Annotated in this window: 27 protein-coding genes; 9 read left to right on the top strand and 18 right to left on the bottom strand. The window is 69.8% G+C overall.

The window, feature by feature from the left end; genetic code table 11:
- Positions 1-166: 166 nt before the first annotated feature.
- Positions 167-1564, bottom strand: a complete 1398-nt coding sequence (locus U1F38_RS12230; RefSeq protein WP_409987348.1) for a CHASE3 domain-containing protein — start codon at positions 1562-1564, stop codon at positions 167-169.
- 56 nt (positions 1565-1620) lie between these two features.
- On the opposite strand from U1F38_RS12230, the gene U1F38_RS12225 reads away from it, so the two are divergent.
- Positions 1621-2253, top strand: a complete 633-nt coding sequence (locus tag U1F38_RS12225) for a response regulator (protein WP_409987347.1) — start codon at positions 1621-1623, stop codon at positions 2251-2253.
- A gap of 16 nt (positions 2254-2269) precedes the next feature.
- Here U1F38_RS12225 and U1F38_RS12220 read toward each other — a convergent pair whose 3' ends face one another.
- The 4 genes from U1F38_RS12220 to gpmA all read right to left on the bottom strand — a co-directional run bounded on the left by U1F38_RS12220 (position 2270) and on the right by gpmA (position 6168).
- Positions 2270-2677 carry a response regulator gene (locus tag U1F38_RS12220; protein WP_409987346.1) on the bottom strand — a complete coding sequence of 136 codons (408 nt, stop codon included), beginning with the start codon at positions 2675-2677 and terminating at the stop codon, positions 2270-2272.
- Positions 2678-2836: 159 nt separating this feature from the next.
- Positions 2837-3598: a HesA/MoeB/ThiF family protein gene (locus U1F38_RS12215; protein WP_409987345.1), complete on the bottom strand. Its 762-nt coding sequence runs from the start codon at positions 3596-3598 to the stop codon at positions 2837-2839.
- Between the two features lie 33 nt (positions 3599-3631).
- Positions 3632-5065 (bottom strand): S41 family peptidase, encoded by a 1434-nt coding sequence (locus U1F38_RS12210; protein WP_409987344.1) that lies wholly within the window; start codon positions 5063-5065, stop codon positions 3632-3634.
- A 359-nt stretch (positions 5066-5424) separates the two neighbouring features.
- Entirely contained in the window at positions 5425-6168 is a 744-nt protein-coding gene (gene gpmA / locus U1F38_RS12205; protein WP_409987343.1) for a 2,3-diphosphoglycerate-dependent phosphoglycerate mutase, read from the bottom strand.
- Between the two features lie 142 nt (positions 6169-6310).
- On the opposite strand from gpmA, the gene U1F38_RS12200 reads away from it, so the two are divergent.
- The 4 genes from U1F38_RS12200 (at position 6311) to U1F38_RS12185 (ending at position 8587) form a co-directional block, all read left to right on the top strand.
- Entirely contained in the window at positions 6311-6718 is a 408-nt protein-coding gene (locus U1F38_RS12200) for a rhodanese-like domain-containing protein (protein ID WP_409987342.1), read from the top strand.
- Between the two features lie 14 nt (positions 6719-6732).
- Complete coding sequence (gene grxC, locus U1F38_RS12195) at positions 6733-6993, top strand: glutaredoxin 3 (protein ID WP_409987341.1); 261 nt, start codon at positions 6733-6735, stop codon at positions 6991-6993.
- A gap of 70 nt (positions 6994-7063) precedes the next feature.
- Entirely contained in the window at positions 7064-7513 is a 450-nt protein-coding gene (secB, locus tag U1F38_RS12190; RefSeq protein WP_409987340.1) for a protein-export chaperone SecB, read from the top strand.
- Positions 7514-7561: 48 nt separating this feature from the next.
- The gene (locus U1F38_RS12185; protein ID WP_409987339.1) at positions 7562-8587 is read left to right on the top strand and encodes an NAD(P)H-dependent glycerol-3-phosphate dehydrogenase; all 1026 of its coding nucleotides are present in this window, start codon (positions 7562-7564) and stop codon (positions 8585-8587) included.
- A gap of 201 nt (positions 8588-8788) precedes the next feature.
- On the opposite strand, the gene U1F38_RS12180 is transcribed toward U1F38_RS12185, so the two are convergent.
- The 3 genes from U1F38_RS12180 to U1F38_RS12170 all read right to left on the bottom strand — a co-directional run bounded on the left by U1F38_RS12180 (position 8789) and on the right by U1F38_RS12170 (position 10507).
- Entirely contained in the window at positions 8789-9316 is a 528-nt protein-coding gene (locus U1F38_RS12180; RefSeq protein WP_409987338.1) for a YidB family protein, read from the bottom strand.
- Positions 9317-9414: 98 nt separating this feature from the next.
- A complete protein-coding gene (locus U1F38_RS12175; protein WP_409987337.1) occupies positions 9415-10266 on the bottom strand; it encodes a segregation and condensation protein A in 852 nt (283 codons plus the stop codon).
- 4 nt (positions 10267-10270) lie between these two features.
- Positions 10271-10507 carry a DUF3460 family protein gene (locus U1F38_RS12170; protein WP_409987336.1) on the bottom strand — a complete coding sequence of 79 codons (237 nt, stop codon included), beginning with the start codon at positions 10505-10507 and terminating at the stop codon, positions 10271-10273.
- A gap of 139 nt (positions 10508-10646) precedes the next feature.
- Here U1F38_RS12170 and U1F38_RS12165 point away from each other — a divergent pair, with 139 nt between their 5' ends.
- Positions 10647-11123, top strand: coding sequence for an outer membrane protein assembly factor BamE (locus tag U1F38_RS12165; RefSeq protein ID WP_409987335.1), 477 nt, complete (start codon positions 10647-10649; stop codon positions 11121-11123).
- A 6-nt stretch (positions 11124-11129) separates the two neighbouring features.
- Here U1F38_RS12165 and U1F38_RS12160 read toward each other — a convergent pair whose 3' ends face one another.
- Entirely contained in the window at positions 11130-12191 is a 1062-nt protein-coding gene (locus U1F38_RS12160) for an NAD/NADP octopine/nopaline dehydrogenase family protein (RefSeq protein ID WP_409987334.1), read from the bottom strand.
- Positions 12192-12528: 337 nt separating this feature from the next.
- Entirely contained in the window at positions 12529-13470 is a 942-nt protein-coding gene (locus U1F38_RS12155; protein ID WP_409987333.1) for a Bug family tripartite tricarboxylate transporter substrate binding protein, read from the bottom strand.
- Between the two features lie 325 nt (positions 13471-13795).
- Here U1F38_RS12155 and U1F38_RS12150 point away from each other — a divergent pair, with 325 nt between their 5' ends.
- A complete protein-coding gene (locus U1F38_RS12150) occupies positions 13796-14248 on the top strand; it encodes an acyloxyacyl hydrolase (RefSeq protein ID WP_409987332.1) in 453 nt (150 codons plus the stop codon).
- 10 nt (positions 14249-14258) lie between these two features.
- On the opposite strand, the gene U1F38_RS12145 is transcribed toward U1F38_RS12150, so the two are convergent.
- Positions 14259-16070, bottom strand: a complete 1812-nt coding sequence (locus tag U1F38_RS12145; RefSeq protein WP_409987331.1) for an ABC transporter ATP-binding protein/permease — start codon at positions 16068-16070, stop codon at positions 14259-14261.
- A gap of 97 nt (positions 16071-16167) precedes the next feature.
- Here U1F38_RS12145 and U1F38_RS12140 point away from each other — a divergent pair, with 97 nt between their 5' ends.
- Positions 16168-17487, top strand: a complete 1320-nt coding sequence (locus U1F38_RS12140; protein WP_409987330.1) for an MgtC/SapB family protein — start codon at positions 16168-16170, stop codon at positions 17485-17487.
- 50 nt (positions 17488-17537) lie between these two features.
- Here U1F38_RS12140 and U1F38_RS12135 read toward each other — a convergent pair whose 3' ends face one another.
- Positions 17538-18548 carry a LysR family transcriptional regulator gene (locus U1F38_RS12135; RefSeq protein ID WP_409987329.1) on the bottom strand — a complete coding sequence of 337 codons (1011 nt, stop codon included), beginning with the start codon at positions 18546-18548 and terminating at the stop codon, positions 17538-17540.
- Positions 18549-18688: 140 nt separating this feature from the next.
- Here U1F38_RS12135 and U1F38_RS12130 point away from each other — a divergent pair, with 140 nt between their 5' ends.
- Complete coding sequence (locus U1F38_RS12130) at positions 18689-19660, top strand: Bug family tripartite tricarboxylate transporter substrate binding protein (RefSeq protein ID WP_409987328.1); 972 nt, start codon at positions 18689-18691, stop codon at positions 19658-19660.
- A gap of 60 nt (positions 19661-19720) precedes the next feature.
- Here U1F38_RS12130 and U1F38_RS12125 read toward each other — a convergent pair whose 3' ends face one another.
- The 6 genes from U1F38_RS12125 to U1F38_RS12100 all read right to left on the bottom strand — a co-directional run bounded on the left by U1F38_RS12125 (position 19721) and on the right by U1F38_RS12100 (position 26201).
- Positions 19721-20947, bottom strand: coding sequence for a DUF1501 domain-containing protein (locus U1F38_RS12125; protein ID WP_409987327.1), 1227 nt, complete (start codon positions 20945-20947; stop codon positions 19721-19723).
- Positions 20948-21183: 236 nt separating this feature from the next.
- Positions 21184-22722 (bottom strand): DUF1800 domain-containing protein, encoded by a 1539-nt coding sequence (locus U1F38_RS12120; RefSeq protein ID WP_409987326.1) that lies wholly within the window; start codon positions 22720-22722, stop codon positions 21184-21186.
- A 116-nt stretch (positions 22723-22838) separates the two neighbouring features.
- Positions 22839-23219: an EF-hand domain-containing protein gene (locus U1F38_RS12115; protein WP_409987325.1), complete on the bottom strand. Its 381-nt coding sequence runs from the start codon at positions 23217-23219 to the stop codon at positions 22839-22841.
- Positions 23216-24160 carry a 5'-nucleotidase gene (locus U1F38_RS12110; RefSeq protein WP_409987324.1) on the bottom strand — a complete coding sequence of 315 codons (945 nt, stop codon included), beginning with the start codon at positions 24158-24160 and terminating at the stop codon, positions 23216-23218. Before U1F38_RS12110 ends, U1F38_RS12115 begins: the two co-directional genes overlap by 4 nt.
- A 146-nt stretch (positions 24161-24306) precedes the next feature.
- Positions 24307-25122, bottom strand: a complete 816-nt coding sequence (locus tag U1F38_RS12105) for a heme ABC transporter ATP-binding protein (protein ID WP_409987323.1) — start codon at positions 25120-25122, stop codon at positions 24307-24309.
- The gene (locus U1F38_RS12100; RefSeq protein WP_409987474.1) at positions 25119-26201 is read right to left on the bottom strand and encodes a FecCD family ABC transporter permease; all 1083 of its coding nucleotides are present in this window, start codon (positions 26199-26201) and stop codon (positions 25119-25121) included. Before U1F38_RS12100 ends, U1F38_RS12105 begins: the two co-directional genes overlap by 4 nt.
- Positions 26202-26214: the final 13 nt, after the last annotated feature.

Here is a 26214-nt window from a genome sequence, read left to right as displayed (position 1 = left end):
GACGCGGGCGGCATCGGCAGCGGCCTTGACGCCCTGTGGGCGCTTGCACCGCCCGCATGTAGGACAACGCCCCAGTGCGCTCAGCCCGTGCGACGCCCGGCCGGCGGCCCATGGCAAAGCGGCGCCGCCTGCACGATCGGATGGCGGCGTTCGAGCCGCGGCGCCTTCAGCGGGGCGCCGGTTGCTGCGCGAGGGTTCCCGTGATGCGCGTGCCGCGCCCGGGCGCCGAATCGATGACCAGGCGCCCGCCGCAGGCGTCCAGGCGATGCTGCATGCCGGTCAGGCCATGTGTGGCCAGCGGCAGGTTGGACGGATCGAAGCCGACGCCGTCATCCACCACGCTCACCTCGACGATGCCGTCATGCGTGTCCAGACGCACCGCGACGCGCGAGGGCCGGGCGTATTTCTGGATGTTGGTGAGCGCTTCTTGCACCAGGCGGTAGACCGCCAGCGCGCGCGACTCGTCCAGCTCGACCGGCTCCAGCGCGGTATGCACCTCGATGCGGCTCGCATGCGACCATTCGCGCGTGAGGTTTTCCAGCGCCGGCACCAGCCCCAGGTTGGTCAGGGCCGAAGGCCGCAGGTTCTCGATGATGGTGCGCTTGAGCGCGATGCCTTCATTGAGCACGCCGCTCAGGTGGGCCAGGTCGTCGGCCAACTTGCCGGCATCGGCCGGCAGGCGCATGCGCAGGCGTGCCACGTCCAGCTTGGCGGCGGTCAGCAGCGCGCCCAGCTCGTCATGCAGCTCGCGCGCCAGACGGGCGCGTTCGTCCTCGACGGCGGTTTGCAGATAGGACGCCAGATCGGTCAGGCGGGCGGTGCGCTCGCGCACCTGGCGCTCCAGCCGGGCGCGCTCTTCCTCGGTCGCGCGCTGCGCGCTGCGGGTCAGTTTGTCGATTCGGTAGGTCTGCCCCAGATACAGCACGAAAGCCAGCAGCGCCGCCAGCACGCAAGCCATGAAGGACAGGCGCGTGGCGCTGAGCAGTCGGTTGAATTCGACCTGCTTGCGCACGATCAGCGCGTCGGCCGCTTGGCTCACCAGTTGTCGATGGCTGCGGAACGCCTCCATGTATTGCTTGCCGGCATCGGTGTTGACCAGGCGCTGCGCTGCATCGGGCCCGTCGCGGGTGCGCAGCTCGATCGTCCGGTTCATCTCGCCCAGCTTGAGCTCCATCTGCGCGTACATGCCCCGCAGGCTGGGCGACTCGCGCAGCGGCAGCGGCGCCATGCCGCGCAGCAGGTTCGTGCGCGCCGCAATGCGGCCGGCCGCGCTCTTGAAAGGCTCCAGATAGCGGGTGTCGCCGGTCAGCAGATAGCCGCGCTGGCTTGATTCAGCCAGGGTCAGGTCGTCGCCCAGCGCGTCGATGGTCGCGCTCACCAGTTGCAGTTGCTGACGTTCGCCGGCCACGCGCATCAGGGTGTTGTAGGAGCGCTCGGCCAGCACCAACACGCCCAGCGCGCACAGGACGGACACCAGGATCGCCAGCCAATACTTGCGAGGGCGATGCCGCAGGAACGACGGCGAGATGTGGTGGAGCAGCCCCTTCTCTGGCATGACCTTCATAGAATGGGCGGGTGGGCCTTGTTGTGGGTTCACGCGTTGACAACAAGGGTCAAGTCATGATCAGAGTGGGCATTGTGGACGATCACGCCATCGTTCGCGTCGGGTTGCGCAACTTCCTGGCCGAGCAGGTCGATGTGCGCGTGGTGGGCGAGGCCGCCAACGGCCGCGAGGCGATCGATCTGGCGCGCACCACCGAGATGGACGTGATGCTGATGGATTTGTCGATGCCCGGGCAGGGCGGCATCGATGCGCTGGCCATGATCCGCGCCAAGGCGCCGGACGTGGGCATCCTGGTGCTGTCGATCTACCCCGAGGAGCACTACGCGATGAACCTGATCCGCCAGGGCGCCCGCGGCTACCTGAACAAGGAGTGCGACCCGCTGGAAATCGTCGACGCCATCCGCACCATCGCGCTGGGCAAGCGCTACTTTTCGGCGCAGGTGGCCGAGTTGATGGCGCAGCAGCTCGACCGCAAGGCCGACGGGCTGCCGCACGAGCTGCTGTCGGAGCGCGAGTTCCAGGTGTTCCTCAAGCTGGCCGCCGGCCAGACCGCGGGGCAGGTGGCCGAGGAGCTGTCGCTGTCGGTCAAGACCGTGAGCACCTACCGCACGCGCCTGATGGAAAAACTGGGCCTGCATTCGAACAGCGACCTGACGTATTACGCGTTGACGAACAAGCTGATCACCTGATGGCCGCCGCTCCCGCTCAAGCGGCCGGCGGCGCTTGCAGTGCGGTGCGCAACTGCGTGCAGTAGTCGAACAGGGCCTCCAGATCGCTGGACTTGTCGAAGAAGGCGTCGGCACCCATAGCATGGCAGCGTGCGCGCACGTCTGGCGTGACGTAGTTGGTGAGCACCACCACCTTGCGCGGCGCCAGGCGCCCCCGGCACGCCTGCAGCACGCCCAGGCCGTTGCCCTGCTTGAGAAAGAGATCGACGATGGCCAGGTCCCACACCGAATCGGCGCGCGTCAGCCAAGCGCTGCCGTCCTGCTCGCCTTCGGCATGGCCGACGGGGGTGATGCCCACCCATTCATTCAGGGTGACGATCAGGCGGTCGCGGATGACCGTGTTGTCCTCGACAAAATAGACCCGAAGGGGGCGACTGACTGGCATGGCGTGCTGGTGCTCTTCAAACTGTTTCGCACGCGGTCATGGTTGGCCACGGTTTCGACAGGTAACAAGCGCGAGTCTGCGCGTGTTGGCGGTGCCCGGATGTAGGACAAGCGCCCGAAGGGCGCCGGTGAATCACCGCAACAGCCGCTCGCCGCTTTTTCAGTGCGGCGGCGCGGCCGCGCCACAAACCGGACAGTCGTGCTGGCGCTGCACGCGCACGGTGGTGAAGTCGGCACGCCTGGCGTCGATCATCAGCAGGCGCCCGACCAGCGGCTCGCCGATGTCGCACAGCAGCTTGATGGCCTCGGTGGCCTGCAGGCTGCCGATGACGCCCACCAGGGGCGCCAGCACGCCCAGGGTGGCGCAGGCCACGTCCTCCACCTGCTGCGTGGGCGGAAACACGCAGGCGTAGCAGGGCGAGTCGCCGCGGCGCGCATCGAACACCGAGACTTGTCCGTCCATGCGGATGGCCGCGCCCGAAACCAGCGGCTTGCGGTGGCGCACGCAGGCCGCGTTGAGCGCGTGGCGCGTGGCGTAGTTGTCGCCGCAGTCCAGCACCACGTCGGCATCCCGCACCAATTCATGCAGCAGCGCGGCATCGGCACGCTGCGCCACCGTGCGCACCTGCACGCCTGCGTTGAGCGCCGCAATGGCCGTGCGCGCCGAATCGACCTTGGCCTGGCCGACGCGGGCGCTGGTGTGCATGATCTGGCGTTGCAGGTTGGTCAGATCGACCGTGTCGTCATCGACGATCGTCAGGCGCCCCACGCCGGCGCTGGCCAGGTACAGCGCCGCCGGCGAGCCCAGGCCGCCGGCGCCCAGGATCAGGGCATGCGCGGCCAGCAGCTTCTGCTGGCCTTCGATGCCGATGTCATCGAGCAGCACATGGCGCGAGTAGCGCAGCAGTTGCGAGTCGTCCATGGCCGCTGGGCGCCGTGCGCTGGCGCCAGCCCCTCACTCGGTCTTGGGCTCTTCCTTGCGCGCGGTCAGCGTGGTGCTGACCTTCACCGGATCGCCCTTGAGCTTGGCCAGCGCCTGCTGCAGCGGAAAGTCCTTGGCGCTGCCGTATTCGGGCGGGCGACGCTCGGATGCGGGCTTCTTGGCCTCGGCCTCGAGCTTCTTCAGGGCTTCCTCACGTTCCTGCTCCAGCGCCGGGTCCTTCTTGTCGGGGCTGGAGCCGGCCAGGTGGTGGTCCAGGTCGGCCTCGCGCATGCGCAGCACGGCAAAGGGGCTGCCCTCGGCGGTGTCGTCCACCAGGATGTCGGGCATGATGCCCTTGGCCTGAATGGTCTTGCCGCTGGGCGTGTAGTAGCGCGCGGTGGTGATCTTCAGGGCCGTGTCGGGGCCGAGCGGGCGCACGGTCTGCACCGAGCCCTTGCCGAAGGTCTGGCTGCCCATGATGACGGCGCGCTTGTTGTCCTGCAGCGCGCCGGCCACGATCTCGCTGGCCGAGGCCGAGCCCTCGTTGACCAGCACCACCAGCGGCACCTTCTTGAGCGCAGGCGGCAGGCTGGCCAGCGGGTCGGCGCCGCGACGGCGCATGTAGTCCTCGGGGATGGCCTTGAAGGCGGCCTTGCTTTCCTCGATCTGGCCGTTGGTGGTGACCACCGTGGCGCCCTCGGGCAGGAAGGCGGCCGACACGGCGACCGCGGCGTCCAGCAGGCCGCCCGGGTCGTTGCGCAGATCAAGCACCAGCCCCTTCAGGTTGGGGTTCTGCTTGTAGAGGGCGTCGATCTTGGTGACGAAATCATCCACCGTGCGATCCTGGAACTGCGACACGCGGATCCAGGCGTAGCCAGGCTCCAGCATCTTGCCCTTGACCGACTGGGTGCGGATTTCCTCGCGCGTGATGGTGACGGGAAAGCTGCGGTCCTCGTCGCGCCGCAGCACGGTGAAACGCACCTTGGTGCCCGGCTCGCCGCGAATGCGCTTGACGGCATCATTCAGCGCCAGGCCCTTGACGGCGGTGTCGTCGATCTTGGTGATCAGATCACCCGGCTTGAGGCCGGCGCGGTCGGCGGGCGAGCCTTCGATGGGCGAGACCACCTTGATCAGCCCGTCTTCCTGGGTGATCTCGATGCCCACGCCGACAAAGCGGCCGGTCGTGCCTTCGCGGAATTCCTTGTAGGACTTCTGGTCGAAGTACTGCGAGTGCGGATCGAGCCCCGCCACCATGCCCGAGATGGCGTCGGTGAGCAGCTTTTTCTCGTCCACCGGCTCGACGTAGTCGGTCTTGATCATGCTGAACACCGCCGCCAGTTGCTGCAACTCCTGCAGCGGCAGCGGCGCCAGCGTGCCGCGCGCCACGGTTTGCAGCGATACGGTGGTCAGCGCGCCGGCGAGCGCACCTACGGCAATCCAGCCGGCGATCTTGGTTTTCTGGCTCATGTGACGGGGCTTTCCTGAGGCAAGCGCTCAATATACAGGGTTCGGGTGGAGGGTCGATCTTGGGTCCGCTGCGCGGGGGGAAGTTCCGCCACCTGCGCTTCGGTTATCCATGGCGCTGCCCGCCATCGGCAGGGTATGAAACCCAAAGGGCCGAACGGCCGCGGAGCAGGCCAAGCCAGCGATCGCCGTGGCCGGGGTTCCCCCGGCCACTGGCGAGCCTTGCAGGCCGCGCCGGGCCAGTGGCCCGGCCCCTCGCCAGCCAACAAAAGGTCCACCGGACCTTTTGTGCGCAGGCTCGGCCCCCTGCAAGGGGGTGGGCGAAACATCGCGCAGCGAGTGGAGACTGGGGGTGTGCCATTTCACCCGCGGCCTTGCCGCGCCACGGCGGCGGCGGCCTGCTCGGCGGCTTGCGCGTCGCCCAGGTAATAGTGGCGCAGGGGGCGCAGCGCGTCGTCCAGCTCATACACCAGCGGAATGCCGTTGGGGATGTTCAGGCCCACGATGTCGGCGTCGGAGATGCCGTCCAGGTACTTGACCAGCGCGCGGATCGAGTTGCCGTGCGCCACCACCACCAGGCGCCGCCCGGCCTGGATCTCGGGCGCCATCACCGCGTTCCAGAACGGCAGCACACGCGCCACGGTGTCCTTCAGGCATTCGGTGAGCGGCACTTCCTCGGGCTTCAGGCGGGCGTAGCGGGGGTCGCTGCGCTCGCAGCGCGGATCGTCCAGCGCCAGCGCCGGCGGTGGGGTGTCGTAGCTGCGCCGCCACGTCAGCACCTGCGCGTCGCCGTACTGCTGGGCCGTCTCGGCCTTGTTCAGGCCCTGCAGGGCGCCGTAGTGGCGCTCGTTCAGGCGCCAGTGCTTTGTCGAGGGCAGCCACAGGCGGTCCATCTCGTCGAGCGTCAGGTGCAGGGTGCGGATGGCGCGCTTGAGCACGCTGGTGCAGGTCAGGTCGAATTCGTAGCCCTCGGCCTTCAGCAGCCGCCCGGCCTGGCGCGCCTGCTCGATGCCGGTGGGGGTCAGGTCAACATCGGTCCAGCCGGTGAAGCGGTTTTCCAGGTTCCAGGTGGATTCGCCGTGGCGAATCAGGACGAGCTTGTGCATGGGGTGGGGAGTGCGAAAAAACACGGGGCCGAGGCGGCCAGCGCGCACGGCAACAAGCGCTCATTTTAAAATGGCGGGTTGCCGTCGATAGGCCCAGGTTGCACGGCGGGCTTTTGCAGCGAACACACAAAGGACGTTCACCGTGGATTTCTTGATTGCCAATTGGTCACTGGTCTTGCTGGCCCTGGTCTCGGGCGGCCTGCTGGCCTGGCCGCTGCTGCAAGGCGGCTCGGGCGGCGGGCTTTCGGCCGCGGCGGCCGTGCAGCGCATCAACCGCGAGAAGGCGGTGGTGATCGACGTGTGCCAGCCCGAGGAGTTTGCCGCCGGCCACGTGGTGGGCGCCAAGAGCATTCCGCTGGCCGAGCTGGAGGCCAGGCTGCCCGGCGCCGTCAAGAACAAGGCCACGCCGCTGGTGATGGTCTGCGCCTCGGGCGTGCGGGCGCGCCGTGCCGTCGCCACGGCGCGCAAGCTCGGCTACGAGCAGGCCGAGGTGCTGGCCGGCGGCATGAAGAGCTGGCGCGATGCCAATCTGCCAGTCGAAAAGACCTGAGGCGCGCCGCCAACATGCCCCCCATCACCCTCTACACCACCGGAACCTGCCCGTACTGCATCCGCGCCAAACAGTTGCTGGCGGCGCGCGGCGTGACCGAATACGAAGAAATCCGCGTCGACCTGGAGCCCGCCCAGCGCGTGCGGATGATGGAGCGCAGCGGCCGGCGCACCGTGCCGCAGATCTTCATCGGCGCCACCCACGTGGGCGGCTGCGACGATCTGATGGCGCTGGATGCGCGGGGCGATTTGCTGCCGCTGCTGGCCGGCGCCTGAGATAATCCAGCGTTTGCGCGGCCGCGCTGCGGTCGTGTTTCTTCTGCTTTTTCCCCAACCGAGATATTTCATGGCCGATCAGGATCCCGTTTTCAACATCCAGCGCGTCTATCTGAAGGAAGCGTCGCTGGAGCAGCCCAACTCGCCCGCCATCCTGCTGGAGCAGGCGCAGCCGGCGCTGGAGATCAACCTGGGCGTGAACGCCGAGGCGGTGGCCGAGGGCATCTTCGAGATCGCCGTGACGGCCACGGTGCAGTCCAAGATTGCCGACAAGACCGTGTTTTTGGTCGAGTGCAAGCAGGCGGCGATCTTCGAGATTCGCAACGTGCCCGAGGAGCAGATGGCCGGCATCGTCGGCGTGGCCTGCCCGCAGATCGTCTACCCCTACCTGCGCAGCAACGTGGCCGATCTGGTGCAGCGCGCCGGCTTTCCGCCCGTGCATCTGGCCGAGATCAACTTCCAGGCCATGTACGAGCAACAGCAGGCGGCGCAAGTCCAGGCGCCCGCCACCACGCAGTAATTTTTGCCGATTCGGCCCCTGGCGCCCACCCATCAAGCGCAACCAGCTATGAAAATCATAGTCATCGGCGCCGGCGCCTGGGGCACGGCGCTGGCTGTGAGCGCGGCGCGCAACCCCGCCGGCCACCAGGTGGTGCTGTGGGCGCGCGACGGCGTGCAGGCCGAGGCCATGGCTGCCCAGCGCGAGAACGCGCGCTACCTGCGCGGCATCCCGCTGCCGCGCGAGCTGGCGGTGCATGGCGGCGACGTGGAGCGGCTGCTGGAAGCAGCGGCGCAGGCCGATCTGCTGGTCGTGGCCACGCCTGTGGCCGGCCTGCGCCCCACCTTGACCCTGCTGCGCGATGTGCGCGTGCCGGTGGCCTGGCTGTGCAAGGGCTTCGAGCCCGCGCAGGACCCGGCGGCGCACCGCCCCTTCGGCCTGATGCCGCACGAGATCGCGCGTGCTGCCGCGCCAAACCTGGCCACCGGCGTGCTGTCGGGCCCCAGCTTTGCGCAGGAGGTGGCGCGCGGGCAGCCCACGGCCCTGGTCGCGGCCAGCCGGCACGAGAGCGTGCGCCAGGCGCTGGTGGCGGCTTTCCACGGCCCCACGCTGCGCGTGTATGGCAACGACGACTGGGTTGGCGTGGAGGTGGGCGGCGCGGTCAAGAACGTGCTGGCGATTGCCACCGGCCTGGCCGACGGCTTGAATCTGGGGTTGAACGCGCGCGCCGCCCTGATCACGCGCGGACTGGCCGAAATTGCGCGCCTGGGCGTGGCCCTGGGCGCACAGCCTGAAACCTTCATGGGCCTGTCGGGCCTGGGCGATCTGGTGCTGACGGCCACCGGCGACTTGAGCCGCAACCGCCGCGTCGGCCTGCTGCTGGCCGAAGGCAAGACGCCGGCCGAGGCGGTGCAATCACTGGGGCACGTGGCCGAAGGGGTGTACAGCGCGCACACGGTGTTGCAGCGCGCACGCCACCTGGGCGTGGAGATGCCCATCACCGAATGCGTGGTGGCGCTGCTGGACGGCCAGCTCAAGCCGGTCGAGGCTGTGGCCGCGCTGATGGGGCGCGATCCCAAGGGCGAATTGCTCTGATCGGCCCCGGATCATTGATATCCGGGGCGCCCATGGCGTTGCGCATCACCCGCAAGCCATGAAACCCAAAGAGCCAAGTGGCCGCGGAGCAGGCCGGCCCAGCGATCGCCGTGGCCGGGGTTTCCCCGGTCACTGGCGATGCCCCCTGCAAGGGGGGAGGCGAAACATCGCGCAGCGAGTGGAGACTGGGGGTGTGCTGTTTCACCGCCCCAGCATCTTGCCCAGCATGCCGACGATGTCGTCGGCGCTGCCCAGGCCGCCCTGCGGGGCCTGGCCGTGGGGCGTGAGCTTGTCGATCAGTTCGGGCAGCAACTGCGCCACGCCGCCGGCGGCGTCGGCATGGCCCACGCCCAGTTGTGCGGCGATGTTGCCGATCACGTCGGGACCGAGCGCCTGCGTGACCTGGTCGGAGGTGACCGGGTGGTTTTCGCCCGTGCCCACCCAACTGCTGGCGGCGCCGCCCAGGCCCGCTTGCTGGAACTTGTTGAGCAGCCCGCCCAGCCCGCCCGACTGGCTGTTGTTGGCCAGCATCGACATCAGGATGGGCGCCAGCGCCGCGATCATGCCCATGTTGAGGCCACCGCCGGCGCCACCCGGCGCCTGCTGCTGCTGGCCACCGCCCAGCATGCCGCCCAGGATGTTGCCCAGGCCGCCGCCCAGCGGGCTTTGACCTTGGCCCTGGCCTTGCCCGGCCAGCACCGAACCCAAAACGGAATCAAGCAGTCCCATGACGTACCCCTTCAAAATGAACGAAACAGCCGGTCATTCTGACGCGAATGGGCCGGACATGGGGCGCGCGCCGATGCGCCGGTCGGGCAGAGCGTGATTTATCCCGCCGGCGTGAAGGCCAGGCGCACGTAAATCGGGGCGTAGGCCTCGGCCTGGGTGATTTCGACCAGGGTTTCCTTGGCCAGCTCCAGCAGCGCGATCAGGGTGACCACCAGCACCGGCACGCCGCGCGCGGGGTCGAACAGGTCCTCGAACGGGGCAAAGCGCCGGCCCTGCAGGCGTTTGAGCACGATGGACATGTGCTCGCGCACGCTCAATTCCTCGCGCGAGATCTTGTGATGCTGCACCAGCTTCGCGCGCTTCAGGATGTCGGCCCAGGCGCTTTGCAGGTCGGCCAGCTCCACGTCCGGAAAGCGCGGGGTGAGCGCCTGCTCGACATACACCTGTGCACGCAAAAAGTCGCGCCCGAACTGCGGCGCCTCGGCCAGTTGCGTGGCCGCCAGCTTCATCTGCTCGTACTCCAGCAGGCGGCGCACCAGCTCGGCGCGCGGGTCCTCGGGCTCCTGGCCCTCGGCGCTCTTGCGCGGGGGCAGCAGCATGCGCGACTTGATCTCGATCAGCATGGCCGCCATCAGCAGGTATTCGGCCGCCAGCTCCAGATTGCGGCTGCGGATCTCATCGACATAGCTGAGGTACTGGCGCGTCACCGCCGCCATGGGGATGTCCAGGATGTTGAAGTTCTGCTTGCGGATCAGGTAGAGCAGCAGGTCCAGCGGGCCCTCGAAGGCCTCCAGGAACACCTCCAGCGCATCCGGCGGGATGTACAGGTCCTGCGGCAGCGCGAACAGCGGCTCGCCGTACAGGCGCGCCACCGCCACATGGTCCACCACCTGCGGCTGCTCGGCCTCGGGCGCGGCCAGCAGCAGCAGGGTGTCGTCGGCGGCGGTCACCGGCTCAGGCGTGATCGGACTTTGGACGGCGCGGCAGCGCGTAGTACACGTAACCCGTCGGCGGGATGCGGCCGGCGCGCATCTCGGCTTGCTGATCGCGGTCGATGCGCTTGTCCCACAGCAGCGCACGGCCCTGGCGCTGCGCCTGGTCCAGCTCGGGCCGCTCCTGCTTGAGCGCCCGGAGGAAGTCCGTGGCGGGGGAGGTGTAGTGCGGGCGGGCGAACAATTTGGCGATGGACATGGATCTTTTGAAAAAGGTCGTGAGGCGCCGTCCGCGCCGGGCGGGCGCGATGCGTTACAAACGCCATGGTTTGATTTTACCGGGGTCGGTCATGATGGAAAGCACAGGGATTCGGGTTCGTCGATGGGGCGTCGTCGCCATGCTCGCCGCTGCATTGGCGGCGGCCGGCTGCGACCCGCAAGCCATCAAGGAGCTGGAAGAGGGGGTGTCCACCGAGGCCGACGTGGTGCAGCGCTTCGGCCAGCCCGAGCGCGTGTGGCCCGAGGCCGGCGGCGCCAAGACCTACGAATACAACCGCCAGCCCGAGGGCCTGCGCAACTACATGATCACCATCGGCGCCGACGGCAAGATGAGTGCGCTGCGCCAGGTGCTCACGCCCCAGAACTTCGCGCGCGTGCATGCCGGCATGGGGGTGGAGGACGTGCGCCGCATGCTGGGCAAGCCGGCCAGGCAGGTGCCGTACGCGCTGAAGAATGAAACCGTCTGGACCTGGAAGTTCCTGGAGCCGCCCAGCGACAAGAAGGCCTTCAACGTGTTCTTCGGCCCCGACATGCGGGTGCAGCGCACCGAGATCGGCGCGGATCCGGACAGCCCGGACATGCGCGGCGGCGGCTGAACTGGCTCAGGCGCCCACGCGCGCCAGCAGTCCCGCGCGCGTTTCGCCGCGCAGGCCCAGTGGCTCGATCAGCGTGTTCTGCGCCGCAAAGTCGCAGCCGGTGATCAGGCCGGCGGTGGCGATGATGGTGTCGGTGGCGGGCGTGGGCACCTGGGCGATGCGCCCCAGCGCGGCGCAAAACACCAGGCCAAAGGGAACGTCCTCGCCCAGAAAGCGCGTGCCCGTGTCGGTCGGACCGGGCGGGCCGCCGCGCTTGGCGTGCAACTCGGCGGCGATGTCGGCCAGGCGCGGCGCCGTGGTGGCGAACGACTGGGCGAAGTGCTGCTCGATGGTGCGAACCTGAAGGCCAAAGGCGGCCGCCAGCGCCAGGCGCTCGGCGTCCAGCCGCTCGATCACGGCCGCCACGCGCGGCGTCATGTAGTGGTACTGGGGCCAGTGCTCGGCGCGTTCGATGCGCGTCCAGTTGAACAGCGCCAGCGGGCCGTGCGCGGCCGGGTTGATGTTGCTGAGCGCGCTGGCCAGGGCGTTGGTTTGCGGCGTGAAACCCTCGCCGAACAGCGCAGTGCACAGTTGCAGCACGGCGCCCTGGCGCGCGGTGGGCAGGGCCGACACGCCCAGCTGCGTGCGCCGCGTCATGATGCGCACGCGATCGAACGCCTCGCGCCGCGCCGTCAGCACCGTGGTGCCCAGGCTGGCCACCGTCACGTCGGCCAGGCCGCGCGCGCGCGCCTGCTCGTACAGATACAGCGAGGACAGCGAGGCCATCGAGCTGACCAGCACCGTCTGCCCCGCGCGCAGGTGCGGGGCCAGCGCGTCCATCACCGCGCGGTGGCCGTTGACGGGCACGGCGATCAGGATCAGATCGCTGCCCGCCAGCTCGGCCACCGAGCCCACCCAGTGCACGGTGACGCTGGCCTCGAGCACACCCGTGCTGGTCAGCGCCTGGGGCCCCGCGCGCCGGGGCGCGGCCGCGCGTGGTGCCCACAGCGTGACCGCGTGGCCCCGGTGCGCCAGCCATGCCGCGCTGGCCAGGCCGATGCCGCCCACGCCGATGATGCCGATGTTCATGCGCAATGACTCCCCTTCTTACCGCCTGCCCGCGACACGCAAAAGCCCAAGACCCCGGTGGCCGCGGAGCAGGCCGTGCCAGCGATCGCCGTGGCCGGGGTCTCCCCGGCCACTGGCGAGCCTTGCAGGCCGCGCCGGGCCAGTGGCCCGACCCCTCGCCAGCCAACAAAAGGTCCACCGGACCTTTTGTGCGCAGGCTCGGCCCCCTGCAAGGGGGCTGAGGTCTGCGGCTCCAGACCTGCCTGCGCAGGTCTGGACAGACCGAAGGGCCGCCGCCTCTGGCGGCGAGCACCAGGCGCAACATCGCGCAGCGAGTGGAGACTGGGGGTGAGCCATGTCAGTTGACCTGAATCTTGCCTTGCCGGATCACGCCTTCCCAGCGCTTGTCGTCCTCGGCGATCACCTTGCCCAGCTCGGCGGGCCCGCCGCAGGTGGCGGCTGCGCCCAGCGCCTTGAAGCGCTCGATGATGTCGGGCTGCGCGCAGATGGCCTGCAGCTCGGTGGCCAGCTTGTCCAGCACCGGCTTGGCCGTGCCCGCCGGCGCCAGCAGGCCGACCCAGACCGGCACCGTCAGGCCCTTGAGGCCCGTGGCCTCGCCCATGGTGGGCGCGCCGTGCAGCGCGGCAATCGGCGCTTTTGTGAAGCTGCCCAGCACGCGCGCCTTCTTGTCGAGCACCATGGGTTCGATCGAGGCCGAGCTGGTGACCATGGCAGCCACCTGCCCGCCCAGCAGGTCGGTGATGGCCGGGCCCGCGCCGCGGTAGGGCACGTGCAGCAGCTGTACGCCGGCGGCCTGCGCCAGCAGCTCGCCCGTCAGGTGCGAGATGGTGCCGTTGCCCGTCGAGGCAAAGCTGACCTTGCCGGGGTTGGCCTTGGCGTCCTTGAGCAGGTCGGCCACGTTGGCGTAGGGGCTTTGCACACGCACGGCCAGCGTCATGGGCGTGTCGGCCACCAGCGCAATGGGCACGAAGTCCTTGCGGGGGTCGTAGCTGAGCTTGCTGATGAGGTGCGGCGCGATGGTGATGGCGCCTCCGGTCGCCAGCAGCAGCGTGCGCCCGTCGGGTTTGGCTTTGGCCACCGCGTCGGCAGCAATCACGCCACCGGCGCCCGCCTTGTTCTCGACCACGACGGGAGCACCCAGGCGACTGCCCAGGCGCTCGGCCAGAAGCCGTCCGATCACGTCCTGCGCACCGCCCGGTGCGAACGGCACGATGAGGCGAGTCACCTCGCCCTGGGCATGAACACTGGCGCCGCCCAGTGCGAGGGCGGCAACGGTCAAGAATTGGCAAAGCTGGGATCGCATGGCGGGTCGTTGGCTCAGAAGTTGATGTCGGGGTCAGCGTTGCATTATGCGATTCGTGCTGCCCTGACCGGTGACCGGCATGTGCATCCAAACGCCGCTTCGCGGTTGAAAGGGCCGTGCGTTGCACGGAGTTTGGCGATCGAAGGATACTGGCTCGATGAAACCCTGTTTCCGATTCGGCGTACGTGATGTTGCATCTCGGGTGCTGCCGCGCTCAAAGGGCTGGTGCGTCCTTGTCCTGGCGGTTCTGCTGGGAGCGGCGGTGCCGGCGGCGGCGGCCCCCCCGGATCTGGATCTGGCATTGACGGCCGGTTCGGGCACCCAGCAGGTGCGCAAGCTGGGCTTGGTGCTGGGCTGGACGCGCCCCGATCCGCTGTGGCAGGGCCGGCAATGGCGCCTGCTGCTGCGCCATGAGGCGGAGCTGGCCGCGTGGCGTGTGCCGCAGGCGCGTGACCTGGTGGAGCTGGGTTATTCGCCGGTGCTGCGACTGGAGCGTACGCTGGAAGGTGCGCGGGCGACGTTCTTCGTCGAAGGTGCGATCGGCGCGCGCCTGCTGTCGCACACGCGGGTGTCCAATGATCGTGACTTGAGCACGGCGTTCCAGTTCTCCGACGAGTTGCGCGCCGGCTGGACCTGGGGCGATCAGGGACGCCACACGGCGGGGCTGCGCTTTCAGCACCTTTCCAACCTCGGCATCAAGGAGCCCAACCCGGGCATCAACTTCTGGCAGCTCTACTACCGCTACCGGTTTTGAGGCGCCCGGTTCAGCCGATCGGCGCGGTTTCGACGCGGTAGCGCGCGGGCGCGCCTTCGGGTTGCGCCACCAGCTGCCAGCGCCGCTTGTGAAACGGTGCAACGCTGGGGCGGTGCGCGATGGACAGCAAGGCGCCGCCGCCGCGCTCGGTCAGGGCCTTCAGGCGCTCGTACAGGGTTTTTTCGGCCTCGGTGTCCAGCGCGGCCGTGGCCTCGTCGGCCAGCACCCAGGCGGGTTGTTTCAGCAGCACGCGGGCGATCGCCAGCCGCTGCTGCTCGCCGCCGCTCAGTTTTTGCGTCCAGTTGTCGCGATCATCCAGGCGCTCGGCCAGCAGGGGCAGCAGCGCGTCTTGCAGCGCCTGCTTCAGCTGCGCGTCGCTGTAGCGCTCGGCCGGCTCGGGGTAGGCCAGCGCGTCGCGCAGGCTGCCGTCGGGAAAGTACGGGCGCTGCGGAATGAACATGGCGCTGGCGGGCAGCGCGACACGGCCCTGGGCCCAGGGCCAGATGCCGGCAAGGGCTCGAAACAGCGTGCTCTTGCCGCTGCCCGAGGGGCCTTGCAGCACGGTGTGCTCGCCGGGGGCCATGGCCAGCGTCTGGCCTTGCACCAGGGTGACGCCGGTGGGCAGCGCCACGGTGAGCGCGTCGGCGCCGAGGGTGCGGGCGGTGCTGGCGGTCTCCACGCCCGCAGCCGCGCCTTCCTGCTGCGCCAGCAGGCTGTCGAAGCTGGTCAGGCGCTCGGTGGTGGCGCGCCAGGCGGCCAGGCTGTCGTAGTTGTCGACAAACCAGGACAGCGCGCCCTGCACGCGGTCGAAGGCGCTGCTGATCTGCATCAGCTCGCCCAGCTGAATGGCGCCGCTGAAAAAGCGTGGCGCCGCCACGATGAAGGGAAACACGACAGCGGCCTGGCCGAACAGGTTGGTGAAGCCCACCAGCTGCTTTTGCTTGTTGATGAGCTTGAGGTAGTTGGCCAGCACGGCTGAAAAGCGCGTGTCGAGGTTGCGGCCTTCCACCGCCTCGCCGTGGTCCAGCGCAATGGATTCGCTGTACTCGCGCACCCGCACCAGGTTGTGGCGGTAGTTGGCCTCGCGCCGCTGCTGCTCGAAGTTCAGGCCCACCAGGGGCCGGCCGATGTAGTGCGTGAGCACGCTGCCGACGGTGCAGTACAGCAGTGCCATCCACACCATGAAGCCGGGGATGGCGAACTCGCTGCCGCCTAGGCTGAACGAAAAGCTGCCCGACAGGCCCCACAGGATGCCGACGAAGCTGGCCAGCGTGACCACGGCATTCAAGAAGCCCATCGACAGGCCCACGGTCTGCGCGGTGAACTGGGCGGCGTCTTCCTGCAGGCGCTGGTCGGGGTTGTCGGGCACGCGCTGGCCGGGCACGGGCAGGCCGCTGCCGGCCTGCTCCTCGGGCGCGGGGCCACCGTAGCGGGCCAGCTCCATGCGGTAGAAGGCGTGGTTGGCCAGCCAGCGGTGCATCAGATCGCGCGTCATCCAGGCGCGCCAGCGCAGCTGCAACAACTGCGTCAGGTAGAAGCGGTAGACGGCGATGACGATGAAGATCATCGCCAGATACGTGAAGCGGCCCAGCTGCGTCCAGAACACCGCCGCGTTCTTGTTTTGCAGCGCGTCGTAGAAGGTGCGGTTCCATTCGTTGATCTGCACCAGCATGTACACGGCGGCCAGGTTCAGCGCGATGATGGCGGCCAGCAGGCCGCGGGCCTTCCATTTTTCGTCGGACCGGGCGAAGTACGGGGCTGACAAGTGCGCCACCTGGCGCAGGAACTGCTGGATGCGGGCGAGCTTGTCGAACCAGGTCATCGGGGGCTTTCACGGTCGGAAGGAGCGCGCATGGTAGCGGCTTGCGGGGCGCGCGGCAGGGGCGTCCTATACTGAAGCGGACACCTTTGCGCCGCCCATGCCCGATTCGATTCTGACCCTGCCCCAGGCCAACTGGCCGTATTCGCAAAGCCTGATGCGGCTGGCGCTGGGGCTGGCGCTGGGCCTGTTGATCGGGCTGGAGCGCGAGCGCCGCGGCAAGGAGGCGGGCGTGCGCACCTTCGGCTTCATCGGCCTGCTGGGCGCCATCGGCGGGGCGCTGGGCATGCCCTACGCGCTGGCGGCGCTGGCGCTGACGGGCCTGCTGGCGGTGCTGCTGAACCTGTCGTCGCTGCGGGCCAATCAGGGCACCGAGCTGACCACGTCCGCTGCCATGATGGTGACGGCCATGTCGGGCATCCTGTGCGGGCAGGGCCACACGCTGCCGCCGGCGGCGGTGATGGTGATCGGGGCCGCGCTGCTGGCCTGGAAGGAGCGGCTGGCCGACTTCTCGATGGGCCTGTCGGAGGGCGAGATCCGCTCGGCGCTGCTGCTGGCGATCCTGGCCATCGTCATCTACCCGGCGCTGCCGACCGGCACCGTGGGCCCGGGCGACGTGATCGAGCCGCGCTATGCCTGGGTCACGGTGATCCTGATCGCCGGCATCGGCTTTTTCAACTACGTGCTCTGGAAGATCTACGGCACGCGCGGCACCGAGCTGTCGGGCTTCTTCGGCGGCCTGATCAACAGCAACTTCACCGTGATCGAGCTGTCGGAGCGCGTGCGCGAAGTCGGTGCGGCCTTCGTGCCCACGGCCTACCGCGGCATCCTGCTGGCCACCACCGCCATGGTGGCGCGCAACGCCACGCTGCTCTTGATCCTGGCGCCGCAGGCGCTGGTGGGGGCGCTGTCGGCCTTCGCGCTGATGGCGCTGACCAATGTGGCGCTGGTGCTCGGCAGCATGCGCCAGCGCCACGGCGCACGGGCTGAGGCGACGCCCGAGATCAACCTGGAGCTGCCGTTTTCGCTGGCGCAGGCGCTCAAGTACGGCGCCATCTTCCTGGTGCTGCACGTGGTGGGCGCGCTCACCCAGCGCCACTTTGGCGACACCGGCTTTTACTTCGTCAGCGTGGTCGGCGGCCTGCTGTCCAGCGCCAGCGCGGTGGCCGCGGCCGCCACCCTGGCCGAGCAGGGAAACATCGCGCCCATCACCGCGGGCGTGGGCGCGGTGCTGGCGTCCTTCACCAGCCTGGTGTTCAGCCTGTCCTTCGTGCTGCGCACGCGCAGCGGCCCGCTGATCCGCACGCTGGCGGTGTCGATGGTGGCCGTGGGCCTGGCCGGCCTGGTGGGCCTGCTGGCCAGCCACTGGGCCGAGCCCTGGGTGACGCGCGTGATCGATGTGGTGCGCCGCGGCGCCTGATGGAGCCGTTGCTTGCGTCGCCTGGTCTTGCGTGGCACCGAAAGCGCTGGTCAGTCAGAGCGCCGAACGGTCGCAGACGCTCGTGAATAGCCGCGCAAATGCCAGGCGGGGCGCTGTGTCGGTGCCTGCGCGGCCGGGGCGTCGCGAAGGGTCTGCATGGAGCGCACACACTGAAGGACAAAGTCAACAAATGCGCGTACCCGGGGGGTTCGTCGAGCTGTGCCCTTGAACAACAGGTTGACTGGAGGGCCGTTTTGCACCTCCCAATCCAGCAAAACCGGGACCAGCCGACCGGATTGCACGGCGTTGCGCGTGGTCATTTCGGTGAAACGGCCCACGCCATGGCCACCGAGAACCATGGCCAGCACGACCTCGCGGGCGTTGCTGGACAGCCAGCCGCGCACCGGCACTTGCACCGCTTGATCCTGGCGCCTGAACTCCCACAGATCGACCAGGGTGCCGCTGGGGTTGCGCATCGGCAGGCAGGTGTAGCGAGTCAGATCCGAGGGGTGCTGTGGCACGCCGTGGGCGGCCCAGTGCTCGGGCGCGGCCGCGATCAGACTGCGCGCGCCGCCCAACCGGTGGTGCACATAGTCCGGCGGCGCATCGGGCCAGCCATGCAAGAGCAGCACGTCGGCGGTCACGGCGTCGGTGTCGCTGATCCGATGGACCGTGCGCAGGTCGATCTCGATCTCCGGATGGAGTGCGTGAAACCGCGGTAGCACCGGCAGCAGCACGTGGTGAGCCAGCTGGGGATGGGCGGCCACCGCCAGCAAGCCGCTGGCGCGCTCGCTCGAGCCTTTGAGGCGGCGCTCGACCTGCCTCAGCTCGTCGTGCTCCAGCTGCAACGCGCGGCAGCGATCCAGGTATTCAGCGCCAGCGGGCGTTGGCCGTACACCATGCGTGTCGCGTTCGAGCAAGATGACGCCAAGCTGATGTTCAAGCGCTCCGACCAGCTTCTGCACGGCCGGAACGCTGATCTCCAGACGCTGCGCGGCGCGCGAGAAGCTGCCCGCCTCGACTGAACGGATGAAATATTCGAGCGCCTTGAGCTTGTCCATGAGTCCGCGTCCCCGGGCCGTTTGGCGGGGCCATTTTGCGCTTCAACCAAACGTTAAAGCCAGATGCAGTGCAAGTCGGCTTTCCATCGTCGCCTCGCCCTTCTACAGTGGAACCATCGCACAACCCACGGAGAATCGACATGCGCAGGCGTTCCTTGCTGTTTTCGTCCGCGTCCGCCACCGTCCTGGCAGCCATGGCGCCACGGACGGCGCTGACGCAAGGCGGCCTCGGGGGGCATCCGCTCAAGATCATCGTGGCGACGCCGGCCGGCGGCGCCTCGGACGCCGCCGCGCGCCTTCTGGCGCAATCGCTGGCCAGGAACCTTGGGCAGCCCGTGCTGGTGGAGAACAAACCTGGCGGCAATGGCGCGCCTGCCGTGCAGGCCGCGATTTCGGCCCCACCCGACGGCCACACCTTGCTGTGGGCCATGGCGTCGATGGCCGGCATGCCGCTGCTCATGAAATCGCCGCCAATCAAGTCGCTGGGCGAATTTGCGCCGGTGACGACCGTGGTGGACCTGCTCTACGGGCTTTTTGTCAATCCGAAGGTGCCGGCCAGCACGGTGGACGAATTCATGGCGCATCTGAGGGCCAACCCGGATCGGCTGACCTACGGCACCGCCGTGCTCGGCGAATACATGGTCACGGCGCAGTTGTTGCGGGCCACCGGCTTGAAGGCCTTGCGGGTGCCGTACAAGGGTGGCGCCCAACTCATGCCCGACCTGATCAGTGGCGAACTGCAGTTTTATGTCGGCCCGCTGGCGCCGGCGTTGGGGCACGTGCGCAGCGGTAAGCTGCGCTTGCTGGCGACCTTGCCCGAGCGCAGCGATATCGTGCCGGGTGTGCCCTCCTTGGCCGAGGGCGGCTTGTCTGTCGACACCCTGACGGCGTGGAACGGATTGGTCGCACCGCCGCGCACGCCCTCCGAGGTGACGGCGCGCCTGGCGCAAGAGGTTCAACACGCACTGGCCGAGCCGACGCTGCGCAGCGCGCTGCAGGCGCAGGGCTTTCGGGTGTCCGGCGGCACGCCCCAGCAAATGGGCCTGGCCATCGAGTCGGCCGCTGTCACTTGGCAGAAGTTCGTGCGCGACTACGAGATCGCGCAGGAGTGAGCACGATGGCCGTCATGACATTCGTGCCGAGTTCAACCCAAAAATGGGGTGCAAGGCTGGTCAGACCTGATGCAGCACGCTGTCCAGTCGCGCATCCCAGCGGGTGTCGGGCAGCACGTCGGCCAGTTGACTGTCGCGCAGGGCGAAGCTGGGCCGCAGCACCTGCGCCAGCACGGCGCGAAAGTCGTGGTGCACGGGCACATCGCGCTGCTCGTGCAGGTTGGCTTGGGCCAGCCCCGTCCACTGGCCGTGCCAACGGCCGCCGGCCACGCGCGGGCCGATCAGCCACATGGCGTTGCCGTGGCCGTGGTCGGTGCCACGGCTGCCGTTCTCGGCCGCGGTGCGGCCGAATTCGCTGGCCATCACGATCACGTCGCCGGGGCGGTCGAAGTCGCGCGCCAGCTGCGCCAGTGCGCCGCCCAGGCTGCGCAGGTTGTTGGCCAATTGGCCGGTGACGGCGCCCTGGTTGGCGTGCGTGTCCCAGCCGCCGGCCGACAGAAAGCCGATGCGCAGGGCGCGCTCCTGCCGCATCAGGGTGCCCAGGTTGCGCGCGTCCTGCACCAGCAGCGCGGGCGCGGCGGCGCCGTTGTCGGCGGCCTGCATTTCGCGCGTCAGGTCCTGCGCGGTGCGCAGGCGGCTGTCGGCGCCCTGGCGAAAGGCCTTGGACAGGCTGTCCTGCCCGTCGTACAAGGCCATCAGCGCTTCGCGCGCCTGCGGGTTTTGCAGCGCGCCGGGGCGCTGGGCGGCGCGGCCGCGCGCCACCAGCTTGACGGGGGCGCGGCCCTCCAGGATGCGCGGGTTGGATTCGCCCACGCCCAGCGCATGCACCGCAGCGGCGTCGGCGCCCACGCTGGCGAGGCGGTTGAGCCAGCCGGGCGTGTCGCCGCCGCGGCCCAGGCGCGCGGTCTCCCAGTGGTACTGCGCGTCGAAGTGCGAGCGCGTCGGGTCGGGTGAGCCGGCGGCGGGGATCACGGCCAGGCGGCGCTGCTGCCACAGCGGCAGCACGTCGGCCAGGGCGGGGTGCAGGGCAAAGGTGTCGTCCAGCTTGAGCGCGCTTTGGTCGGTGCCGTCGGGCGCGGGCAGGGCAATGCTGGAGCGCAGGCGGGCGTAGTCCGGGTCGGCGTAGGGCACGAACAGCGACAGGCCATCGACCGCACCGCGCAGGAACACGACGACGAGGCGGCCTTCGCCCTGGGCGCCCGGGGTGGCCTGGGCAAAGGCGCGCGGGCCGAGCGCCAGCGTGGCGGCACCGGCCAGCAGTTGGCGACGGGAGAGGGGCGTGTTCATGGTTTGCTCCTGAATAAATAGCTTGCCGCGCTTGCTGAAAAACCGATTCCGGCTTCAATCAAGCGAAGGCGGTGAGGTTTGCTTCGACGAAATTCGCTTTCAAGATCAAAGGGCCGAAGGGCCGCGGAGCAGGCCAAGCAAGCGACCGCCGCGCAAGGGCTTGGCCCGCCCGCTGGCGGTGCCCCCTCGAAGGGGGGAGGCGCAACATCGCGCAGCGAGTGGAGACTGGGGGTGGGTCATTTCGACATGAATTCGCGGCTGGCCAGCAGCAGGCCGGCGCGCAGGGGGGCGGGCTGTGCGTCGATGTGGCGCAGGGTGGCGGGCTGCATGAACTCGGTCAAAAAATCCACCGGCGGATTGCGCCGCGCCAGGCCCAGGGCGTAGTCGGCGCGATGCGTCAGTGCCTCGGGCGCGAGCCAGGTTGCGCGATCGGTCTTGTAGCCGTCGGGCGTGGGCCAGCGCAGCACGCCCTGGCCGGCGCCTTGAAGCAGGTTGAGGGTTTGCGTGAACTCGCGCGCGTCTTGCGGGCCACCGCAGGCGGCGAGCGCGGAGCAGGCGTAGTCGAACGGCGTCTTGAACAGGGTGTTGGCCGGCTCCCAGAAGGCGCCGGACTGCACCAGGGTGCGCAGCAGGGCGCGGGTGTCGCCGCCGCTGGACAGGAAGCTGCGCGCGAGCTGCTCGACCAGCGCGGGCGGCGGCGTGTCGGCGACAAACCACTGCGCCAGGCGCAGCGCCACGCGGTGGGCGGTGGCCGGCTCGGCGGCCAGCATGCGGATCGCGCGCACGCCCTCGGCCTCGCCGGCGCGGGGATCGGGGTTGCCGCCGAAGGACTGTCCGAGCACGGTCTTGAGGCCCGCGTCGTGCGCGCGGGGGGCAAAGCGAAAACCGCTGTCCTGGCGCGGCGCCACCGTCCAGCCGGTGAGCACGCGGGCCAGCTCGCGCACGTCGGTCTGCGTGTAGCCGCTGCCGACGCCCAGGGTGTGCAGCTCCATCAGCTCGCGCGCGTAGTTCTCGTTCAGGCCGCGGCGCTGGGTGCCTTGCATGGTGCCCTCGGCCACGCTTTGCGCCTGGTCGAGGTAGTACAGCATGGCGGGGTGGCGGGCGCTGGCCAGCAGCAGTTGGTCGAACGGGCCGAAGGCGTGGGCGCGGATGGCGTGCACCAGGTAGTGGCCGGCAAAGGGCCGCACCGGGCCCTTGTCGACCGAGACGTTGAGGTGGTTGAACCAGAACTCGCTCACGCGCGCCAGCAGCGGGTGCTCGACGTCGGGGCGGCTGCAACTGGTCAGGCGCCAGTCCTGCGCCTGGCGCACCATGCGGGCGCTGTAGCGAAGCGGATCCGTGTCGGCAGCCATCGCGGCGGCCGGCATGGTGTTGACGGGGGCGGCCATGGGGGCGGGCGCCATCGCGGGGGCGTTGCCCTGGGCGTCGCGGCGCTCGCGGCGCGCGGCGCGCTCTTCGGCCGCGTGCTGGAAGATTTCGGGCAGCGGCGCATCGAAGTCGCCCGGCAGGCCGGCCAGCTGGATGGGCTGCTGGCTGGCGGCAAAGGCGGCGTCGATCTCGCGCAGCGCCCAGGCGCGCGCCCCGCCGGCTTGCTGCACCTGCGCCAGCAACGCGGGCGTGGGCCCGTAGCCCAGGCGCGAGAGCACGCGCCAGGTGGCGGCGCGCTCGGCGCCCGGGTCGTCGGCGCGGGCCCAGGGGGCCCAGGTGGTGGCGGCGCCGGCGGCGGCCAGCAGCAGCGCGCGGCGCCGGGACAGGGGGGGAACGTGGGGGGCCATGGCGGTGTCTCCGCAAGGGCTGGGCGCGCCAGGTCGGGCCGCGCCAGTCTTGTTTTGTTGCCAACGCTCAGGCGCTGCGTGGCGCCGACGTCTTCAAGAAACTTTACCGGGCGGGTTTACCGGGCGGGAACGTTGCCCTTGCCGGCCTGCGCCTCGCGCTCGCGCCGGGCCAGGCGTTCGGCGCGCTGGCGGGCCGCTTCGGCGCGGATTTCGTCCTGCGTCAGGTAGCCGTCGCCATTGGTGTCGGTGCGGCGAAACAACTCGGCCAGCGAGGGCTTGAGGCGGATGGCCACCTGGGCCTCGGCCCACGAGACGCGGCCGTCGCCATTGGCGTCCAGCAGCTTGAAGAGCTGCAACGCCTGGGACTCGCCCTTGCCGGGCGCGGATGCCTGGGCCGGCGCGGCAGGCGTGGCCGCCTGGGCTTGCTGGGCCAGCGCGGCGGCGGGAAGCAGCAGGCTGGCGAACAACGGCAGGGCCAGGCGCAAAAGCAGGGTCATGCGTCCTTGGAGCGGGGCGGGCGCCGCCGGGTTTCCGCCGTCTTGGATGCATTTGTAACACCGGCCGCCACATGCCCGGCGGGCACGAAGCCGGCGGCCTGCCGGATGTGGCCGCTCTGGTCGTCGAAGAAGAAGTCGGGCTCGAACTCGCGCAGGAATTCGCCCTTGGGCAGGCCGCCCAGAAACATCGCCTCGTCCACGCGGATGTTCCACTGCATCAGCGTCTGGATGGCGCGGCGGTGCGCCGGTGCGCCGCGCGCGGTGACCAGGGCGGTGCGGATGCGCATGCCCGTGCCGGCCGATTGCTGCAGGCGGTGCAGCGCCACCAGGAAGGGCTTGAACGGACCGGCCGGCAGGGGCTCGTCGGCCTTGCGCTTTTCGTGGCGCTGGAAGGCGTCCAGCCCCTTTTGCTGGAACACGCGCTCGGCTTCGTCGGAGAACAGCACGGCGTCGCCGTCGAAGGCAATGCGCAGCTCGTCGGGATAGCCGTTGCCCGCCGGCCGCGCGCCCACCATCACGTGCGCGGCCGGAAAACCCGCGGCCAGCGCCTCGCGCACGTCGCCCTCGTTGGCCGACAGGAAGATGTCGGCGTTCAGCGGGCGCAGGTAGCCGAAGGGCGCGCGGCCCTGGGTGAACACGCCGCGCTCCAGCCGCAGCGCCTGCGCCGCGCCCGAGCTGAAGATGCGCATGCCCGAGACCGGGTCGTTGCGCGAGAGGATGACGACCTCCACGCGCTCGACGCCGTCCTGGTTGAAGCGCAGCAGCTTCTTCACCATCGAGTACGCGATGCCGGGCTGCGCCGGCACGTCCAGGCGCTCGAGCTGCAGGCGCATGTAGCCCTCGGCGTCGCCGCCCTCGAACACGCGGTTTTCTTCTTCCAGATCGAACAGGGCGCGCGAGGAAATCGCGACCACGAGCTTGTCGTCGAGGGGTGTGGGCATATCAAAAACGATAGCTGGCGGCGCCCTCCGGGCGGGCGCCGTCGATGCTTTGGCTGATGTTCGCGGCCGGCGGCGCGTACGGTCCGGATGTTATACCGCGGGCGCTGGCGGCGCGCCCCGCCGGCCGCGCGCGCCGCCGCGCAGCGTCAGGCCATCAGCCGCGCCACGCCGTCGCCCAGATCGACCGGCTGGCACTGCACATCCCACACGCGCTGGATCAGCGCCGGGGTGAGGGTGGTGGCGCAGGGGCCTTGGGCGGCCACGCGGCCATGGGCCAGCACCAGGGCGTCGTCGGCGTAGCGCAGGGCGATGTTCAGGTCGTGCACGATGGCGATCACGCCGGCGTGCTGCGCATGGGACCAGCGCCGCACGGTGTCCATCAGCCGCATCTGGTGCGACCAGTCGAGCGCGGCGATCGGCTCGTCCAGCAGCAGCCAGCGCGTCAGCGGCTGGCCCGCGGCGTCGGTCACGGGCTCCCACAGCTGCGCCATCACGCGCGCCAGCTGCACGCGCGCCTGCTCGCCGCCGGACAGGCTGCCAAAGCGCCGCCCGACCAGGTGCGCGACATCGGCCAGCGCCAGCGCGGCCGGGACGATGTGCGCCTCCTGACGCGAGGGCTGGCGGCGGTGCGGGTGGCGGCCCAGCGCCACCACTTCCTCCACGCGAAAGTCGAAGGCCAGCGCGCTGTGCTGCGCCATCATGGCGCGCGTGCGCGCCAGTTGCGCCGTCGGCCAGCGGGCCAGCGGCCGGCCGCCCAGCAGCACCTGGCCCCGGCTGGGCCGGGTCAGGCCGGCCAGCAGGTGCAGCAGCGTGGTCTTGCCGGCGCCATTGGGGCCGAGCAGGGCCGTCACCCGGCCCGGATGGCAGCGCGCCGTCACGCCGTCGAGCAGCACGGCGGCGCCGACACGCACCCCCGCATCGTTGAGCGCCAAGGCGCCGGGGCAGGCCATCGGGTCGCTCATGTCGGCAGGCGCGATCGCATGCCGCGCAGCAGGAACAGGAAAAACGGCGCGCCCAGCGTCGCCGTCAGCACGCCCAGCGGCAGCTCGGCCGGCGCCGCCACGGTGCGCGCCAGGCTGTCGGCGATCAGCACCAGCACGGCACCCAGCAGGGCCGATCCGGGCACCACAAGGCGATGGTCCGGCCCGAACGTCAGGCGCACCATGTGCGGCGCCACCAGGCCGATGAACCCCACCATGCCGGTGGCCGCCGTCACCGCCCCCACCGCCAGCGCCGTGCCCAGGATGCACCAGCGCTTGTGCGCCTCGATCGGCACGCCCAGCAGCACCGCCTGCGCCTCGCCCAGCGCCAGCGCGTTCAGCGTGCGCGCCAGCGCCAGGCCCAGCAGCACGGTGAGCGCGCTGAACAGCAGCACCGGCAGCACCGTGCCCCAGCGCGCGCCGCCCAGGCTGCCCAGCAGCCAGAACTGCAGGCTGCGCAACTGCTCGTCGGTGGCCACGTAGCTCAGGTAGCCGATGCCGGCGCCGGCCAGCGCGTTGACGGCCACGCCGGCCAGCAGCATCAGCGCGACATGCGTGCCGCCGCCGGTCTGCGCCAGCAGATAGATCAGCATCGTCACCGTCAGCCCGCCGGCGAAGGCCGCCAGGATCAGCGGCCAACTGCCGATGCCGCGCGGCAGCCCGGGCCAGAACTGCGCGCCCAGCACGATCGCCACGCCCGCCGCCAGCGCCGCGCCGCTGCTCACGCCGATCAGGCCCGGGTCGGCCAGCGGGTTGCGAAACAGGCCCTGCATCAGCGCGCCGGCCACGCCCAGCCCGGCGCCGGCCGCCAGACCGAGCAGCAGGCGCGGCAGCCGGATGTGCGCAAACACCAGCGCCGCCGTGCTGCCGTCGCCCTGGCCGGTTGCCGCACGCCAGACGATGCCGGGCAGCAGTTGCGCATCGATGGCGTAGGCGCCCCGGCCCGCGGACCAGGCAATCGTCAGCAGCAACAGCAGGCTGCCCAGGGCCCACACCGTCGCCGGCCGGCGCCAGGCGGCGGACGGCCAGCGCCAGCGCGGGCGCGCGGGCGGATCGAGCACGGCGCTCACGGGC

It is taken from the genome of Ottowia sp. (assembly GCF_046348305.1).
Classification (GTDB): Bacteria; Pseudomonadota; Gammaproteobacteria; order Burkholderiales; family Burkholderiaceae_C; genus Ottowia.
Note: the sequence above shows the minus strand (reverse complement) of the source record. Positions and strands in the feature narration are given on the sequence as shown.

Excerpts from the sequence above, each read along its gene's own strand:
- U1F38_RS12230 (WP_409987348.1), bottom strand. The coding sequence starts at position 1,564 with ATGAAGGTCATGCCAGAGAAGGGGCTGCTCCACCACATCTCGCCGTCG.
- U1F38_RS12225 (WP_409987347.1), top strand. The coding sequence starts at position 1,621 with ATGATCAGAGTGGGCATTGTGGACGATCACGCCATCGTTCGCGTCGGG.
- U1F38_RS12220 (WP_409987346.1), bottom strand. The coding sequence starts at position 2,677 with ATGCCAGTCAGTCGCCCCCTTCGGGTCTATTTTGTCGAGGACAACACG.
- U1F38_RS12215 (WP_409987345.1), bottom strand. The coding sequence starts at position 3,598 with ATGGACGACTCGCAACTGCTGCGCTACTCGCGCCATGTGCTGCTCGAT.
- U1F38_RS12210 (WP_409987344.1), bottom strand. The coding sequence starts at position 5,065 with ATGAGCCAGAAAACCAAGATCGCCGGCTGGATTGCCGTAGGTGCGCTC.
- gpmA (WP_409987343.1), bottom strand. The coding sequence starts at position 6,168 with ATGCACAAGCTCGTCCTGATTCGCCACGGCGAATCCACCTGGAACCTG.
- grxC (WP_409987341.1), top strand. The coding sequence starts at position 6,733 with ATGCCCCCCATCACCCTCTACACCACCGGAACCTGCCCGTACTGCATC.
- secB (WP_409987340.1), top strand. The coding sequence starts at position 7,064 with ATGGCCGATCAGGATCCCGTTTTCAACATCCAGCGCGTCTATCTGAAG.
- U1F38_RS12185 (WP_409987339.1), top strand. The coding sequence starts at position 7,562 with ATGAAAATCATAGTCATCGGCGCCGGCGCCTGGGGCACGGCGCTGGCT.
- U1F38_RS12180 (WP_409987338.1), bottom strand. The coding sequence starts at position 9,316 with ATGGGACTGCTTGATTCCGTTTTGGGTTCGGTGCTGGCCGGGCAAGGC.
- U1F38_RS12170 (WP_409987336.1), bottom strand. The coding sequence starts at position 10,507 with ATGTCCATCGCCAAATTGTTCGCCCGCCCGCACTACACCTCCCCCGCC.
- U1F38_RS12165 (WP_409987335.1), top strand. The coding sequence starts at position 10,647 with ATGCTCGCCGCTGCATTGGCGGCGGCCGGCTGCGACCCGCAAGCCATC.
- U1F38_RS12160 (WP_409987334.1), bottom strand. The coding sequence starts at position 12,191 with ATGAACATCGGCATCATCGGCGTGGGCGGCATCGGCCTGGCCAGCGCG.
- U1F38_RS12145 (WP_409987331.1), bottom strand. The coding sequence starts at position 16,070 with ATGACCTGGTTCGACAAGCTCGCCCGCATCCAGCAGTTCCTGCGCCAG.
- U1F38_RS12140 (WP_409987330.1), top strand. The coding sequence starts at position 16,168 with ATGCCCGATTCGATTCTGACCCTGCCCCAGGCCAACTGGCCGTATTCG.
- U1F38_RS12135 (WP_409987329.1), bottom strand. The coding sequence starts at position 18,548 with ATGGACAAGCTCAAGGCGCTCGAATATTTCATCCGTTCAGTCGAGGCG.
- U1F38_RS12130 (WP_409987328.1), top strand. The coding sequence starts at position 18,689 with ATGCGCAGGCGTTCCTTGCTGTTTTCGTCCGCGTCCGCCACCGTCCTG.
- U1F38_RS12125 (WP_409987327.1), bottom strand. The coding sequence starts at position 20,947 with ATGAACACGCCCCTCTCCCGTCGCCAACTGCTGGCCGGTGCCGCCACG.
- U1F38_RS12120 (WP_409987326.1), bottom strand. The coding sequence starts at position 22,722 with ATGGCCCCCCACGTTCCCCCCCTGTCCCGGCGCCGCGCGCTGCTGCTG.
- U1F38_RS12115 (WP_409987325.1), bottom strand. The coding sequence starts at position 23,219 with ATGACCCTGCTTTTGCGCCTGGCCCTGCCGTTGTTCGCCAGCCTGCTG.
- U1F38_RS12110 (WP_409987324.1), bottom strand. The coding sequence starts at position 24,160 with ATGCCCACACCCCTCGACGACAAGCTCGTGGTCGCGATTTCCTCGCGC.
- U1F38_RS12105 (WP_409987323.1), bottom strand. The coding sequence starts at position 25,122 with ATGAGCGACCCGATGGCCTGCCCCGGCGCCTTGGCGCTCAACGATGCG.